Source organism: Pedobacter sp. NEAU-ZC8, assembly GCF_059278965.1.
Window position 1 is genome coordinate 134,781 of the sequence record NZ_JCAJXC010000012.1, and the last position, 16,728, is coordinate 151,508.

Genomic DNA, 16,728 nt, shown 5'->3' on the forward strand with positions numbered 1-16,728 from the left:
GTTATCGTACTTAAATAAAGTTAATCATTATCAAATAAAATCATCATACAAACTGATTAACAATAACTTAGAATATCGTTATTTTAAATTCAGGTAGATTCCGAAAGTACCATACGCCTCTGCACAAGCCGCTGCAATAAAAAAGCGCTTGCTCCAGATAAAGGAACAAGCGCTTGAAAGAGATAACAACGCTGTGCTATTACATACGTTCAGGAACAGTGATGCCCAGAAGGCGCATACCTGCTTTTAAAATGTTTGCCACAACCGCACTCAGGTTTAACCGCAATTGTCTCATCTCCGCATTTTCCTCTTTAATGATGGGCGGAACCTCGTGATAAAACTTATTGAACATCTTCGCAACTTCGTACAGGTAATTTGCAAGGCTCGCCGGACTAAATCCTTTGGCTGCTATCGCGATTTCACTTGGGTATTTTGCCAAGAGCATGATCATCTCCAATTCCGTATTCGAGATCGCCAGATCCGGAGAAGTCGTAGCAGCGCTCGAGTAAGCCGCTTTACTTAATAAGGATTTAATCCTTGCATGAGTGTACTGTATAAAGGGACCTGTGTTGCCTTGGAAATCAATTGACTCCGCAGGATCAAAAAGTAAACGCTTCTTAGGCTCTACCTTCAACAAGAAATACTTCAAGGCACCAAGACCAATATTGTGATACAAGGTTTCTTTTTCTTCCTCCGAGAAGTCGTTGATTTTACCCAGTGCCTCTGTCTTCTGCTTTGCGGTTTCGATCATCTCTTTAACGAGATCATCGGCATCTACAACCGTTCCTTCCCTGGATTTCATTTTCCCGTTCGGCAGATCCACCATCCCGTAAGACAAATGGTGCAATCCTTTAGCCCAGGTTTTACCCAGTTTCTCCAGGATCAAGAACAACACTTTAAAGTGATAATCCTGCTCATTTCCAACCACATATATGGACTCATCCATTGCAAAATCATCATACTTCATCTGCGCGGTACCAAGATCCTGCGTAATGTAAACAGAAGTACCGTCCGCTCTTAATACCAGCTTCTGGTCCAATCCATCTTCCGTAAGGTCGATCCACACAGAACCATCTTCCTTTTTAAAGAAGACGCCTTTAGCAAGACCTTCCTCTACGGTGTCTTTACCTAAAAGATAGGTATTGCTTTCGTAATAATATTTATCGAAATCTACGCCAAGGTTCTTGTAACTCACCGCAAAACCATCGTACACCCAGCCATTCATTGTGCTCCAAAGCGCCTTTACTTCAGGGTCTCCATTCTCCCAGGCAAGCAACATCGCTTGTGCTTCCTTAATCAGCGGGGCATTTTTCTTAGCTTCCTCTTCCGTCTGCCCTGCTTCCTTTAGCGCATCGATTTCTTTCTTGTATTCTTTGTCGAAAATAACATAGTACTTCCCAACCAGGTGATCACCTTTGATGCCAGAGCTTTCCGGCGTTTCACCATTGCTCCATTTCTGCCAGGCCAGCATTGACTTGCAGATGTGAATACCACGATCGTTTACCAGGTTCACTTTGAACACCTCAGCACCATTTGCTTTCAGTAGCTCGGACACGGAGTAACCTAACAGGTTATTGCGCACGTGTCCCAGGTGCAAGGGTTTATTCGTATTTGGCGATGAATACTCCACCATCACCTTTTTACCGCTTGGAGGGATTATGCCGAAGTCGGGCTTAAGCACCTCATTATTAAACAGATTAAGCCAGTAAGCCTCCGCGATACTCAAGTTCAGAAAACCCTTGATCACATTAAAGCCAATAACGTCCTCCACATGCTCCTGCAGGTAAGCACCAAGCTCATTTGCCGTAACCTCCGGCGACTTCTTGGAAAATCGTACAATCGGGAAAACCACTATGGTCAGCTGGCCCTCAAATTCCGGACGGGTATCCTGAAGCGCGATCTGGCTTTCCGGGAGCTCCTGATTGTATAATGCTTTAACTGCAGCAAGTGTTGCAGCAATAATATGTTGTTCTATATTCATAATTCTAATCATTTCTGAAAGCGTTTGTCACTTTCACTAATATTTCGAAGGCATGCTCGGCCATCTGGTTTTCGCGATCGAGCGTTGGGTTGACCTCGACGATCTCAAAGCAGCAAACTTTGGGATTGGTCACCATCCTGGAAAGCATAATGCCCGCTTCACGCTCGGTTAAACCACCGGCCACCGGCGTTCCCGTACCGCGGGAAGAAGCAGGATCCAGTGCGTCCACATCGAAGGAGAGCAGAATCACATCACAGTGATCCAGGTACATCATCGTTTCAATCACAACCCGTTCCACACCTCTTTTTCGTACCTCTGCCGTACTGAACATCTTTACATTGTTCTTCCGCAACAGGTAATCTTCAGGCTTCTCGGTGTCGCGCACAGAAATCAGCACCAGGTCTTCATATTTGATTTTCGGTGCAATATTACCTACATTTTTTAGCTGATACCAATAATTTATCGTTTCCTGGTCTAATTGATTCACCTTGGAGTTCAGATTATCCTCATCCAACGAGATGGCTAATGGCATCCCATGCATGTTTCCAGAAGGCGTTGTATATGGAGAATGCATATCAGCATGCGCATCAATCCAGATCACCCCCAGCCTGCTCTTGGGAAATGCTGCTTTAATTCCAGCGATGGTTCCAGCGGCACAACTGTGGTCGCCACCAAGTACTACCGGAAAATGCTTTTCCTGCAAGGTATCTCGCACCATGTCGCTGAGCCTTTCAGTCATCGTGAGGATACCCGAAATGCGCTTGGCATAAGCGCTGCCCGAACTCTCGAGTAAAAGGTGATTTTCGTTGGGTACTTCAACACAGGCGTGTTTCTTGAAAAAGCGGCTGCCATAATCCAGCGCCGCGATCTTTATGGCGTCTACACCCAGACTTGCGCCCCTTGTTCCGGCACCAATTTCTGACTTAACTTCAATGATTTTTAACGATTTAGTCATAAATTAAATAGCCGTCTGTTTTATAAAGCGTTTAGATTATCTTTGAGCCCAAAATAACTCATTTTATAGCCACCCTAAAAAAATATCGTTCAAAAATATAAAAAATGCAGAGTTACTCCGAATTTCTTGATCTAAGCGTTGGTTTTCCGCAAGAAGGCTACAGCGTTATAGACGACGAATTATATTTCCAGGATCTGAATTTGATGGAAATGATTGAAACCTACGGCACTCCCCTACGGTTCACTTATCTTCCAATGATCAGCAAAAAGATCCAGCAAGCCAAAATTCTTTTTCAAACCGCAATTATCAATAATAACTACCGCGGCGACTATAAATACTGTTATTGCACCAAAAGCTCTCACTTCCGTCACATCGTAGAAGAAGCTTTGAAAAACAACATTCACCTGGAAACATCTTCGGCTTTTGATATGCCGATGATTGAAGCGCTGGAGAAAAAAGGTGTGCTAACGAAAGATATCACTGTAATCTGTAACGGCTTCAAAACGTATCAATATAAACAGTATATCATCGATATGCTGCACGACGGTTACAAAAACATCATTCCTGTTCTGGACAACAAAGAAGAGTTTAACCTATTCGATGATGAAGTTGAGCTTGAATCACCTTGTAACCTGGGTATCCGCATTGCAGCGGAAGAGCAACCAGATTCACAGTTTTATACTTCCCGTTTAGGTGTTCGTATGGAGGATGTAATCGACTTCTACAACAACAAGATCTCTTCTAACCCGAACTTCAGGGTTAAGTTATTACACTTCTTCATCAACTCTGGTATCACGGACTCTCCGTACTACTGGAACGAACTGGAGAAATATGTAACCTTATACTGCAAGTTTAAAAAGATCAATCCAGAGCTGGACACCTTGGATATTGGTGGCGGTATGCCATTCAAAGACTCCCTGGTATTCGACTTCGATTACGAATACATGGTGAATGAGATCGTGAAACGTATCAAAGAAATCTGTGCGGAACACGATGTAATGGAGCCTGATATCATCACGGAGTTTGGTAAATATACCGTAGCAGAAGCTTCAGGTATCTTGTATAAAGTACTGGGTCGCAAGCAACAAAATGACCGTGAGAAATGGTTGATGCTTGATGGTTCTTTCATCACCAACCTACCAGATGTATGGGCTTTAAACCAGAAATATATCTTGTTGCCGATCAACAACTGGGACGCAGAGTATGAACGCGTAAACCTTGGTGGTATTACCTGCGACGGCCAGGATTACTATAACCAGGAAGCACACATGAACTCGGTATTTATGCCGAAAACACGTAAAGTGCAGTACCTTGGCTTCTTCAACACTGGTGCTTACCAAGAAGTATTAAGCGGTTATGGTGGTATTCACCATTGCTTATTGCCAAGTCCTAAACACGTGATCATTCGTCGTAACCGCGATGAAACCTTTAACTTCGAGGTGTTTGGTGAAGAACAAAACAGTAAACAAGTATTGAAGATCCTGGGTTACACCTAGATCTTAGATCTCCAATAAAGCTATTCAAAAACAAAGCCCGGTTGAACCATTCAGCCGGGCTTTTCTTTTTATCGCTAAAATTGAACCTTAATTACTTAATTCCAGAATTAAGCTACAGTAATGGTTTTAGGTGCATTCTGAGATTCATCTTTTTTACCCACGGTGATGTATAATACCCCGTTGGTATACTCAGCAGAAATCTTCTCTGCATCTACGCTTTCAGGTAACATGAAGGATCTGGCGAAGGAGCTGAAATCAAACTCTCTGCGGCTGAAATCTCTCTTCACTTCATCTTCAGCAGCTTTTTTCTCTACCCATAAAGATAAAGTGTCTTTCTTCACGTTAAGTTGAAAATCTTCTTTGTTCAACCCAGGAGCAGCAACTTCAATCACGTAAGCTTCTGCATTTTCTGAGATGTTTACAGCGGGCATTTTAGTGATGCTATAGTTTTTGTTTAATGCTTCACTGAACAATGAATCAAATACATTGTTGAAATAAGGTGCGCTGTTTCTGGTTCTGTTGTTGAAATTTACTAGTGTCATATCTTGTTCTAATTAATTTTTTTATTTTTAAATACATTTCCCATTATTCAACTCCCATACCAAAGCAAAAAATGATGAATTTAAAGACATTGTGGCAGTCAAAATCAAACGAATCAGACAAAACGACCGAACACATCAACGATATCGACAGTTATAAGTACAAGACCGTTATCGAAACCCGTTTTGCTGATTTTGATATGATGGGCCATGTAAACAATTCGGTGTACTTCACCTACATGGAAATTGCACGGGTTAAGTATTGGAAACATGCTATCAATTGGGACTGGAAAAAGACAGGAGTTGTAATCGGACAGGCCGCACTGAAGTATATCGTCCCTATCTTTCCGGAGGACCAGATTCACATGTACGTGCGCACGTCCAGGATTGGCCGCAGTAGCTTCGACCTGGAATACCTGATCGTAAAGAAAAAGGATGGGAAGGAAATTGTTTGCAGTAAAGGCATGACGGCCTGCGTTGCTTATGATAATCAAAGCAAGCAGGCCACCCCTATTCCCGAGCGGGAAAGAAATAAAATGATTTTATTTGAACAGCTGGTCAGCGCTGAAGTTAACCCGGAGGTTTAGAAGATCTTTCCTGGATTCAGGATACCATTAGGATCGAAGATCTGTTTAATACCGCGCATCAGGTTCAGATTGATTTCTGCATACTTCAGCGGCATGAATTCCTTTTGCACCAACCCGATCCCGTGCTCACCCGAGATTGTACCGCCCAAAGCAGCAGTAAGTTCAAAGATCTCTGTAATACCGAATTTAAGTTTGTTCTTCCAGTCATCGTCGCTCATGCCTGCTTTGATAATGTTAACATGCAGATTGCCATCGCCAGCATGCCCGTAGCAAACGCTGTCAAAGCCATATTTTGCTCCAATCTCTTTGATCCCGCTGATCAACTTTGGCAATGCTGCCCTTGGCACAACTGTATCTTCCTCCTTGTAAACCGAGTTTGACTTAACCGACTCTGCCATCACTCTCCGCATTTTCCAGAGTTCTTCCTTTTGCGCGGCTGTGTCTGCGAAAAGCACTTCTACACAACCCTGAGCTTCCAGCACGGAGTTCGCCTTTTCACAATCCTTAAAAATGGTATCCATCTCATCGCCATCAAACTCCAGCATCAGAAAGGCGTTTACATGGTCCTTAAGATCAAACTGGATATTATCATATTTAATTACCCATTCCACCCCTTTTCGCTCCATAAATTCCAGCGCGGATGGGGTCATGCCTGCGCGGAAGATCGCAGATACGGCAGCACAGGCAGCTTCGTTCTCCGTAAATGATGCCAGCATCAACACACTGTGGCTTATAACCGGAATTAACTTCGTCACGATTTTGGTTACTACACCCAAAGTACCTTCAGAACCAATCATCAGCTGCGTCAGGTTGTAACCAGATGCATACTTCAGGGTATTCGCACCAGTCCATATAATCTGTCCGTCGGGCAGCACCACTTCCAGGTTCAGTATATATTCACGGATGGTACCATATTTCACAACACGTGGGCCGCCACTACCGTGTGCCACGTTTCCACCAATGAAGCAGCTGCCTTTGCTAGATGGGTCTACCGGGTAACGCAAACCAAACTCACCTACGGCATCCATAAACTCCTGTGTGATCACACCTGGTTCTACAGTCGCCTGCAAGTTTTCTGTATCAATATCAAGAACCTTCTTAAATTTTTCCATTGAAAGCAAAACGCCGCCATGCACAGGTAAGGCACCACCACTTAGTCCTGTTCCACCTCCTCTTGGCGTAACCGGCACCTGATGTCCATTACAAACCTTTAGCAGGGCAGATACCGCAGCGGTGTTCAGGGGCTTCACCACGACCTCGGGGTAAAACTTCAGGTCTTCTGTTTCGTCATGGGCATAGTTAGCGAGCGACTCCTCGTCAAGGAACACATTGGCTGCGCCTACAGCTTCCTTAATCAGATCTACTATTTGTGGGGTAATTTTATTGAAGTTCATTTTCTCAGTTTAGTACGATGCTGGATCACGTTGATTAATTTTGCTCGGCGGTATATTCCAGTTGCACAAAGGAATGGTCAATCTGCCCGGGCATCGGCGGATGTAGCTTTTTAATACCCACCACTACATTCAGCACAAAGGGGAATGCCACCTTCACTTGTTCAAGCATATCATGCACCACTGTTTCGAGCAGCTTTTGCGTGCGCTTCATGCTTTCCTGAATAATATTGTTCAGCACCTCGTAATTCACCGTATGTTGCAAATCTTCAGTGTCGCCGGTTGGCTTAAACTTAACTTCTATACTCACCAGGAACTGCGTTCCGAGCACCTGCTCCTCCGCATAAAAGCCGTGGTAAGCAAAACATCTTACATCTCTTAAAGCAACCGTTTGTATCAGCATATGAAGTGTAAAGTTATATATTTGAATGAACATTCACAGCCGAAAACCATATCCGCATGATGATGAACAGATCCGGAAAGCAAGACCTATATGAGTCACCAGACTATTTTCTCCTTGACGAACTGCTGTCAGACGAACACAAACTGATCAGATCCACTGCCCGCGAATGGGTGAAAAGCGCTGTAAGTCCCATCATTGAAGACTATGCCCAACGTGCTGAGTTTCCGAAACAGCTGATCGCCGGACTGGCAGATCTTGGTGCTTTCGGCCCAACCATTCCGCTGGAGTATGGTGGTGCGGGATTGGATTATATCTCCTACGGCATCCTGATGCAGGAGATTGAACGAGGAGACTCCGGAATCCGCTCTACAGCTTCAGTGCAAGGCTCGCTGGTGATGTATCCCATCTTTGCATATGGCTCCGAAGAGCAGCGGCAGAAGTATCTGCCAAGATTAGCCAGTGGCGAAATCATGGGCTGCTTTGGATTAACCGAACCCGATCACGGATCTAACCCTGGCGGCATGATCAGCAACATCAAAGATATGGGCGACCATTACCTGCTGAACGGTGCTAAGATGTGGATCTCCAATGCCCCTTTTGCGGACATTGCAGTGGTATGGGCGAAGGATGAACAAGGCAAGATCCGCGGTATGATTGTAGAGCGCGGTATGGAAGGTTTCAGCACTCCTGAAACACACAACAAGTGGAGCTTACGGGCTTCCGCAACTGGCGAACTGGTGTTCGACAATGTGAAGATTCCAAAAGACTATATACTGCCGGGCGTGTCCGGACTAAAAGGTCCTCTCGGCTGTTTGAACCAGGCTCGCTATGGCATTGCCTGGGGCGCCTTGGGTGCAGCAATGGACTGCTACGATACTGCAGTCCGTTATGCCAAAGAGCGGGTTCAGTTTGGCAAGCCGATCGGTGGTTTTCAGCTGCAGCAGAAGAAACTTGCGGAGATGATCACCGAAATTACCAAAGCACAACTGCTGGTATGGCGCCTGGGTGTGCTGAAGAATGATGGTCATGCCACCGCAGAACAAATTTCCATGGGCAAACGAAACAGTGTAGAGATTGCGCTGAACATCGCCAGAAACGCCAGGCAGATGCTTGGCGGCATGGGCATCACCGGCGAGTTCTCCATTATGCGGCACATGATGAACCTGGAGTCGGTGGTGACCTACGAAGGTACACACGACATACACCTATTAATAACCGGTATGGATGTCACTGGCATCAATGCCTTCAAATAAAGCATATGAAAACGTTTAAGAAATACGAATACCTTCCGGCTCCACCGGAAGAAGTTTACCTGGCACTCACCAAAGAACAAAGCATACAGCTCTGGACTGGCGCCCAGGTAGAATTTACTGAAGAACCAGGCACAGAGTTTTCCTTTTGGGATGGCGACATTGTAGGCAAGAACATAGAATTTGAATACGGCAAGAGAATTGTACAGCAGTGGTACTTTGGCGAAGAAAATGAACCTTCTATCGTAACCATAAAACTACATGCAGATAAAAAAGGTACCTCACTGGAGTTTGTTCAGACCAACATTCCGGATGAGGATTACGAAGATTTCATCGCAGGCATTCAGGAACACTACCTGGGCGGTCTGCAAGATTTTTTCGAAGAAGAGTAAACAGGCAAGTTATACAGCAACTACAAGGCTGCATGAGGTTCAAAATAAACAGCCGCTGAAGGTATATGCTTTCAGCGGCTGTTTGTTGACTTAAAAAATGCTATTCTCCGAAAGCCGTGCGCACATTCTCGCGCAGGTTATAATTTGATGCCATCACTTCACCGTAGGCACCAGTACTTCTAATGGCAATCAGATCTCCACGGAAGGTTTCCGGAAGCTCTACCTCTTTGCCAAAACAATCCGTGCTTTCACAAATCGGCCCAACAACATCATACCTGGTCAGCGCCTCCGCGGTGTTTGTTGCGGCAGCTACTGTCTGTGCCCGAGAGATGTTTTCTATTTTGTGGTATGCCTGGTACAAAGCCGGGCGCATCAGTTCGGTCATGCCGACATCAAGCACGATAAAGTTCTTCTTTTTACCATTCTTCACATACAACACCTGACTGATTACTGAAGACGATTGCCCAACCAATGCTCTACCTAGTTCGAAATGCACTTCCTGACCATGTCCAATTTCAAGGAAGTCATTAAAGATCTTGAAATAATTCTCGAAATCAGGGATTTGCTGATCCGGATTATAATAGTCAATTCCTAAGCCTCCACCAACATTTAAAACCCTGACCTTAAACCCACGTTCGGAAAACCAGGTTGAAAACTCATTCACCCGCGAGCAAAGGTTCTTGTAAACATCCAGGTTTGTAATCTGGGAGCCAATATGAAAATGTATGCCAATAAATTCCAGGTTCCCGGAGTTTTTCAATACCGTTGCACAGTCGGGAAGATCCCAGCTGTTGATGCCAAATTTGTTTTCATCCAGACCGGTGGTAATATTATGATGCGTATGTGCATCCACATTAGGGTTGATACGGATCGCAACTTTAGCAACTTTACCTTTTTTGCCCGCGAGTTCATTGATCACTTCAAGCTCCTGAATTGACTCTACATTGAAGCAGAAAATATCCTGCTCCAGGGCATAGTTAATCTCCCTGTCGGACTTACCTACACCAGCAAACACGATCTCTGAAGCCGGAAAGCCCAGTTCAATCGCCTGCCGCACCTCGCCCCCACTTACCGCATCTGCTCCGAAAGCCATGTCCTTGATCTTGCTCACTACCCGGGGATTGAAGTTCGCTTTCATCGCATAATGTACGTGGAAGTTGTAAGCATTTGCATGTTTCGCACAGGCATCAAGCGTTTGCTGCAGCAGATTTAAGTCGTAATAATAGAACGGCGTTTCTAATTCTGCAAACTGGGCTATATCTTTATCAGAAAAATTCATTTTGAAATATCTTATTGTATTTTGTTTGGTAGGCCTGACATTGATTTACATGGGTAACTACTTTGACCTTAAAAGGCAGCGCATCACCCATGCAGAATATAACAGGCGGTTTCGGTTCACCTATATTCTTGTTTTGGTCGTAATTGCCATCCTGCTCTACCTGAGGAAAAAATGATGTTAACATTGAAGCCCGGCTTTGCAGGCCTTTGAACGCCGCCGCAGCCGAACTTCAATATTTTATTAGAACAAGCGATTATGTAAACTCCTTAATGCTTCCGTTTTATCTTGTGTGTTGATCAACAGCGAAATGTTGTAATTACTACCACCATAAGAAATCATCCGGATTGGAATGTGTTTCAAAGAATCCAGCACTCTTGACGCAAAACCATGTTTCTCCGGGCCAAAGTCACCCACTACACACACAATGGATTGATCTTTATCCACTTCGACAGAGCCAAAGTCATGCAGCTCTTCAATGATCTTGTCCAGGTTGTCTGTAAAATCAATGGTTAACGATACCGCAACTTCCGAAGTGGTGATCATGTCGATCGGCGTTTTATATCTTTCGAAAATCTCAAATACCCTCCTTAAAAATCCATAAGCTAATAACATTCTGCTCGATTGGATCTTGATGGCCGTGATGCCATCTTTCGCGGCAATGGATTTGATTTTACCAGGTTCGCTTTCCGCGGATATTAAAGTGCCAGAAGCTTGAGGTTCCATGGTATTCAACAAACGTACTGGTATTTTGTAACGCTGTGCAGGGAATACCGATTGTGGGTGTAGGATCTTGGCCCCAAAGTAGGCAAGTTCGGCAGCTTCATCAAAGGAAAGCTTCGCAATTGGACGAGTCCCTTTAACAATCCTCGGATCATTATTATGCATGCCATCGATGTCTGTCCAGATCTGAACTTCTTCGGCCAGTATCGCCGCACCGATCAATGAAGCGGTATAATCACTTCCACCACGACGTAAGTTATCCACCTCACCAAAGGTATTTCTGCAAATAAAGCCTTGGGTGATGAACAGGGTCTGGTCAGCTGCCGCATCAATCAGCGGCTGCAGGTGACTGGAGATAAATGGAATATCCGGTTCGTTGTCTTCATCGATCTTCATGAAGTCCAGTGCTGGTAAAAGCACCGAAGCTACACCAATAGACTTTAGGTAAATATGGAATAATGTCGTAGAGATCAATTCGCCTTGCGCAAGCACTACTTTCTCCTCAATAGAAGTAAAAAGATCATTTGCCAATGCAGCAAGGAAGTTGAAGTGATAATCAATCAACTCCTGACCCTCCAGGCGGTATGGTCCTTCCGGCAAAAGTTCAGTAACAAAGATATGATAGCTTTGCTTCAGGTTATCAATCAAAGTAAGGCCACCCTGCTTATCGTCCTTCAAAAGTTTGGCAGATATTTCAACTAGACTATTTGTTGTACCAGACACTGCTGATAGCACTACGATTTGTTTTTCTGCCGGTTTAATGATATCCAGCAATTTAGTCATCCGCTCAGGGCTTCCTACGGAAGTTCCTCCAAACTTTAGTATTTTCATCTGTATATAATTTATTATGTGCCGAAGCGCTCCAAAAGCTTAACCATTCCAAATGGAGATGGAAGGATCAGGACCATTTCCTTGTGTGTGTATTATTAAATCTTGATTAAATAATGATTGTATACCAATTTGTTCATTAATTAGCAACGAAATACCAAAAGCTTTTAATTAATTTACTCCCAGATTGTGCTAAGAACGCGTGAAAATAGAAAAAAGCACGATCATTTAACACATTTCAAAATAATATTTGGAATCACGATAAATTAAAAGCGCTAAACAAAATGATTTCTGGTATCAATTGGCCGATGTGTAATGGACCCGAATTTGAGCATCTACAAAACCATAAATTAGTACAACTGTTATAACAAAAATTTTAAAACAACAAGAAATATAGAAATGCAGCTAGAACCAACAACATTAGACACCATAAACAAATGGCTGAGCGGTAATTATGACGAAACCACTAAAGCAGAGATCCAGGATCTACTGGACAGGAATGAAACCACCGCTTTAACCGACGCCTTTTACCGTGACCTTGAATTTGGTACCGGAGGCTTGCGCGGTATCATGGGCGCAGGTTCTAACCGCATAAATAAATACACCATTGGTACGGCTACACAAGGCTTAAGCAACTACCTGCTAAAAAAATACCCGGGTGAGAAAATCCGCGTTGCCATTGCGCATGATAGCCGCAACAATTCCGATGTATTTGCTAAAGTTACTGCAGACGTATTTTCTGCAAACGGCATCCATGTGTTTTTCTTTGAGGCTTTAAGACCTACACCTGAACTTTCTTTTGCCATCAGGCATCTGAAATGCAAAAGCGGTGTAATGCTTACGGCATCGCATAACCCTAAAGAATATAATGGATATAAAGCCTACGGCGAAGATGGTGGACAATTTACCTCGCCCGATGATAAAGCCGTGATGAACGAAGTCGCAGCCATTACAGACATCAGCCAGGTTAAATTCGACCGTATCGAGGAGAATATAGAAGAGATCGGTACCGGTATTGACAAGCTGTACCTGGATGAAATCACCAAATTGTCGGTATCGCCAGAAGCAATCCTACGTCAGAATGATTTAAAGATCGTGTACTCTCCAATCCACGGTACAGGAATCACACTTGCACCAAAAGCGCTTGCGCAGTTTGGCTTTACCAATGTGACCATTGTTGAGGAACAAAGTGAACCGGATGGTAACTTCCCTACTGTTGTTTATCCGAACCCCGAAGAGAAGGAAGCGATGACCTTAGCGCTTCAAAAAGCGCAGGAAATAGATGCGGACCTTGTTCTTGCAACCGACCCTGATGCCGACCGGGTAGGTATCGCTGTTAAAAACAATGATGGTGAGTTCGTATTATTAAACGGTAACCAAACCGGAAGTTTACTGATTCACTACCTTCTAAATGCCTGGGAAGAAAAAGGAAAGCTGGATGGTAACCAATACATTGTGAAAACCATCGTAACCAGCAACCTGATCGACGCCATCGCCGCATCTAAAAATGTAACCTGCTACAACACCTTAACCGGATTTAAATGGATCGGTCAGCTGATCACCCAGTTACAAGGCAAGAAAACCTTTATTGGTGGTGGTGAAGAAAGCTACGGCTACTCTGTTGGTGAATTGGTAAGAGATAAAGATGCTATCATTTCCTGTGCTTTCATTGCGGAAATGACCGCCTATTATAAAGATAAAGGCACAAGCTTATACAATGCGCTACTGGACATGTACGTGGAGTATGGCGTGTACAAAGAAGAGTTGGTATCATTAACCAAGAAAGGTAAATCTGGTGCGGAAGAAATTAAAGCGATGATGGAAAAATTCAGAAACAACCCTCCTGCGCAGCTTGGTGGTTCTAAGGTTACCACACTTAAAGATTACGAGCTTCGTACAGAAACCGATCTTACCAACAATACTTCCAAACCTTTGGAATTACCAAAATCCGACGTGTTGCAGTTCATCACTGAAGACGGCAGTATTGTTTCTGCAAGACCTTCAGGAACAGAGCCTAAAATCAAGTTTTACTGCAGTGTAAATGCACCGCTTGCCGATAAAGCACAATACAAAGAAGTTGAAGCACAATTAAGCGGAAAGATTGCCACCTTAATGGCCGATTTACAAGCCTAAGTTTATATCAACATCCATAAAGCAAAAAGCCCTGATCCGAATGGAACAGGGCTTTTTCAATTTAGAAAAGAGGACTATTTCTTGGTCTGCTCTTCAATTGCTTTTAACAGCTTGTCGTAAGGTGCGATAAATTTTTCTACACCTTCATCTTCCAATTTCTGGGTAATTTCATCCAGGTTGATGCCTGCAGTCTTAAGTTTCTCCAGGATCTCTGTTGCTTTATCCAGATCTTCAGTTAAGCGATCAGCTGGCTCACCCTCTGTACGATATGCTTCCAGCGTTTCCATTGGAACCGTGTCTACAGTGTTCTTGCCAATCAAAGCATCTACATACTTCGTCGCTTTGAAAGCCGGGTTTTTGCTACTGGTACTTGCCCAAAGTAAACGTTGTGGCTTAGCACCTTCTGCTTCAAGTTTTTTCCACCTGTCGGAGCTGAAAACTTCAAGGTAGATCTCGTATGCTTTTTTCGCGGAAGCGACAGCAACTTCACCTTTAAGATCACCTAATCCTTTTTCGTCCAGAACCGGATCAACCATAACGTCGATACGGCTTAGGAAGAAACTCGCAACAGATGCGATATCCGCAATCGGCTGATCTTTCTCCAGGCGCTCTTCTAATCCGGCGATGTAGGCCTCAGCTACGGCACGGTAACGATCCAAGCCAAACAGCAGCGTCACGTTGATATTGATGCCTTCAGCAATTGCTCTGCGAATGGCCTCAAGGCCTGGCTCTGTTCCAGGAATTTTAATCATTACATTCTGACGGGCAACTTTCTTCCAAAGGTCTACAGCTTGCTGGAAGGTGCCTTCCGTGTCCATGGCAAGCCTTGGCGAAACTTCCAGACTTACATAGCCGTCGGCGCCCCGTACTTCTTCCTGGTTATATAATGGTTTAAAAACATCAGCAGCTTGTTGAATGTCGCTGATGGCGAGCTGATAAAATACATCCTCAAAATCTTGCGTTTGCTCGGCAATACGCAAAATATCTGCATCATAATCAGACGAACTGCTGATAGCTTTTTCAAATATCGCAGGGTTCGAGGTTACTCCCCTAACGCCGTCATTGTCAATCAAATCTTTAAGTCTACCGGATTTTATAATATCTCTATCAATAAAGTCAAGCCAGATGCTTTGACCAAAATCATGTATTCTTTTTACTTTACTGGTTTCCATAAAATATCTTTAAAATAAAAAACAATAAGATCTTAAAACAGTTTGCATGTTTTATCTTATAGAAGTAAATATAACAATTAGTTTAAGCCCGCCCCAATTTGCTTAAACAGATTACAGCAAATACCGCTTTTTTGTAAATGTCAAATAAATGATGCGGCATGAAAACAAATGCGCTATTTGAGGGTTAATGAGTCATAGTGTTTTCATCTACCTATGTTTTGAGTCCGAAACGATTGTTTCGGGCTTTTATTTTTACTGAGAATTTTAAAAAGGTCAATATATTGTTGTTATGCAAAATGTGTTGGCTGTTCGTGTCAGTTCAGATCGGGCTAGGTAGGCTATATGTTATACCGTAAAAAAGGTTGAACGACACGATTTTATTCTCAGGAGTCTGAACAGTACTTAAGGCCATAACTAGGAGCCTGGATAAAACAAAAGGATAGACGAAGGGGAATTAAGTCGATACGATCTAAATTCTTGATTATGGCTATTACAAAACAATCAGTTGGGATAGATATCTCACAAGCTACATTTACAGTATGTCTGTGTCAGCGTGCAGAGAATGGCGAATTAGCGTTCTCAAAAGTAGTAACCTTTGGCAATGATACTAAAGGTTTTAACCAAATGCTTCGCTGGGCCAAGGGCGCTATCGCCATCGGACCAGAGCTTGTGTTTCTAATGGAAGCCACGGGTGTTTATTACGAAAATTTGGCACACCATTTACATAAAGTAAAGAAAAGGGTTCATGTGGTGCTTCCTAACACCTCTAAACACTACTTTTCGAGCTTAAACATCAAGACCAAGACAGATGCTGTTGATGCAAGGATCTTAAGTCAGCTTGGAGTAGAGCGGACTCATAAGCTTTGGACTCCACCTCCTGCCGCCTTATTACAGCTGAGGAATCTAACCAGATATTATGTTCAGCTACAAGAACAAAAAACTAGCCTTGGCAACATCAAGCACAGTAAGGACGCTTCGCACGATGTTCAAAGCTTCATTCTCAAGAGTAATAAAAAGTTGATTGAAGATATCGACAAAGAAATTGCAAAAACGTTAAAAGAGATAAAAAGGCTTATAGAAACAGACAGCAACCTGAAAGAAAGAATAACAAAGCTGCTCACCATAAAGGGAGTAGGTTTGATTACCATAGCTACTATCCTGGCCGAAACTATGGGATTTGAGCATTTCAGGAATGCTAAACAACTGGTAAGTTATTCAGGCTATGATGTCGTGCAAAGAGAATCAGGAACCTCCATAAAAGGCAAGACCAGAATCTCTAAAAAAGGCAATCGGTACATCAGAAATGCATTGTACTTCCCGGCAATGGTCGCTTGCAGATTCAATCCTGGTCTAAAAGAAATGTATACAAGAATCAATCAAAACAAACCCTCAAAGATGATTGGACAAGTTGCCATTCAAAGAAAGCTATTAATATTGATCTATACTTTATGGAAGAATGATACGGAGTTCATTGAGGGCTATAAACTAAGTAGTCCCAACCCGAAAGTTGAGACTACGCTAGATAGTTCCATAGTCGAACTTCTTTGAAATACAAAAATACTTTTTTGTCTAAAATGTTTGCAATTTATAACAGTACCTTTT

14 protein-coding genes are annotated in these 16,728 nt (G+C 43.4%); 6 read left to right on the forward strand and 8 right to left on the reverse strand.

Going from position 1 to position 16,728, the window contains the following annotated elements; translation table 11 throughout:
- Positions 1 to 199: 199 nt before the first annotated feature.
- Together argS and rocF are read right to left on the reverse strand one after the other, a co-directional pair.
- Entirely contained in the window at positions 200 to 1,981 is a 1,782-nt protein-coding gene (gene argS / locus AC5WJX_RS11340; protein ID WP_494484609.1) for an arginine--tRNA ligase, read from the reverse strand.
- Positions 1,982 to 1,985: 4 nt separating this feature from the next.
- Positions 1,986 to 2,936: an arginase gene (gene rocF, locus AC5WJX_RS11345; RefSeq protein WP_440429004.1), complete on the reverse strand. Its 951-nt coding sequence runs from the start codon at positions 2,934 to 2,936 to the stop codon at positions 1,986 to 1,988.
- A gap of 104 nt (positions 2,937 to 3,040) precedes the next feature.
- On the opposite strand from rocF, the gene AC5WJX_RS11350 reads away from it, so the two are divergent.
- Positions 3,041 to 4,432, forward strand: a complete 1,392-nt coding sequence (locus AC5WJX_RS11350; RefSeq protein ID WP_188625920.1) for an arginine decarboxylase — start codon at positions 3,041 to 3,043, stop codon at positions 4,430 to 4,432.
- A gap of 107 nt (positions 4,433 to 4,539) precedes the next feature.
- Here AC5WJX_RS11350 and AC5WJX_RS11355 read toward each other — a convergent pair whose 3' ends face one another.
- Positions 4,540 to 4,974 carry an Hsp20/alpha crystallin family protein gene (locus tag AC5WJX_RS11355; RefSeq protein ID WP_440429002.1) on the reverse strand — a complete coding sequence of 145 codons (435 nt, stop codon included), beginning with the start codon at positions 4,972 to 4,974 and terminating at the stop codon, positions 4,540 to 4,542.
- A gap of 71 nt (positions 4,975 to 5,045) precedes the next feature.
- Here AC5WJX_RS11355 and AC5WJX_RS11360 point away from each other — a divergent pair, with 71 nt between their 5' ends.
- Positions 5,046 to 5,558 carry an acyl-CoA thioesterase gene (locus AC5WJX_RS11360; protein ID WP_440429001.1) on the forward strand — a complete coding sequence of 171 codons (513 nt, stop codon included), beginning with the start codon at positions 5,046 to 5,048 and terminating at the stop codon, positions 5,556 to 5,558.
- Here AC5WJX_RS11360 and AC5WJX_RS11365 read toward each other — a convergent pair.
- The gene (locus AC5WJX_RS11365) at positions 5,555 to 6,952 is read right to left on the reverse strand and encodes an FAD-binding oxidoreductase (protein ID WP_494484610.1); all 1,398 of its coding nucleotides are present in this window, start codon (positions 6,950 to 6,952) and stop codon (positions 5,555 to 5,557) included. The two genes, AC5WJX_RS11360 and AC5WJX_RS11365, sit on opposite strands and share 4 nt — an antisense overlap.
- 34 nt (positions 6,953 to 6,986) lie before the next feature.
- Entirely contained in the window at positions 6,987 to 7,352 is a 366-nt protein-coding gene (gene folB, locus AC5WJX_RS11370) for a dihydroneopterin aldolase (protein ID WP_494484611.1), read from the reverse strand.
- A gap of 62 nt (positions 7,353 to 7,414) precedes the next feature.
- Here folB and AC5WJX_RS11375 point away from each other — a divergent pair, with 62 nt between their 5' ends.
- Positions 7,415 to 8,605, forward strand: a complete 1,191-nt coding sequence (locus AC5WJX_RS11375) for an acyl-CoA dehydrogenase family protein (protein WP_494484616.1) — start codon at positions 7,415 to 7,417, stop codon at positions 8,603 to 8,605.
- A 5-nt stretch (positions 8,606 to 8,610) separates the two neighbouring features.
- A complete protein-coding gene (locus AC5WJX_RS11380; RefSeq protein WP_494484612.1) occupies positions 8,611 to 8,994 on the forward strand; it encodes an SRPBCC domain-containing protein in 384 nt (127 codons plus the stop codon).
- A gap of 100 nt (positions 8,995 to 9,094) precedes the next feature.
- Here the strand turns inward: AC5WJX_RS11380 and lysA are convergent, their stop codons facing one another.
- Positions 9,095 to 10,273 carry a diaminopimelate decarboxylase gene (lysA, locus tag AC5WJX_RS11385; RefSeq protein WP_494484613.1) on the reverse strand — a complete coding sequence of 393 codons (1,179 nt, stop codon included), beginning with the start codon at positions 10,271 to 10,273 and terminating at the stop codon, positions 9,095 to 9,097.
- A 240-nt stretch (positions 10,274 to 10,513) separates the two neighbouring features.
- Positions 10,514 to 11,824, reverse strand: a complete 1,311-nt coding sequence (locus AC5WJX_RS11390) for an aspartate kinase (protein WP_440428995.1) — start codon at positions 11,822 to 11,824, stop codon at positions 10,514 to 10,516.
- A gap of 396 nt (positions 11,825 to 12,220) precedes the next feature.
- On the opposite strand from AC5WJX_RS11390, the gene AC5WJX_RS11395 reads away from it, so the two are divergent.
- Complete coding sequence (locus AC5WJX_RS11395) at positions 12,221 to 13,954, forward strand: phospho-sugar mutase (protein ID WP_494484614.1); 1,734 nt, start codon at positions 12,221 to 12,223, stop codon at positions 13,952 to 13,954.
- 74 nt (positions 13,955 to 14,028) lie between these two features.
- On the opposite strand, the gene tal is transcribed toward AC5WJX_RS11395, so the two are convergent.
- Positions 14,029 to 15,126: a transaldolase gene (tal, locus tag AC5WJX_RS11400; RefSeq protein ID WP_494484615.1), complete on the reverse strand. Its 1,098-nt coding sequence runs from the start codon at positions 15,124 to 15,126 to the stop codon at positions 14,029 to 14,031.
- 483 nt (positions 15,127 to 15,609) lie between these two features.
- Here tal and AC5WJX_RS11405 point away from each other — a divergent pair, with 483 nt between their 5' ends.
- A complete protein-coding gene (locus AC5WJX_RS11405) occupies positions 15,610 to 16,674 on the forward strand; it encodes an IS110 family RNA-guided transposase (protein WP_494483982.1) in 1,065 nt (354 codons plus the stop codon).
- Positions 16,675 to 16,728: the final 54 nt, after the last annotated feature.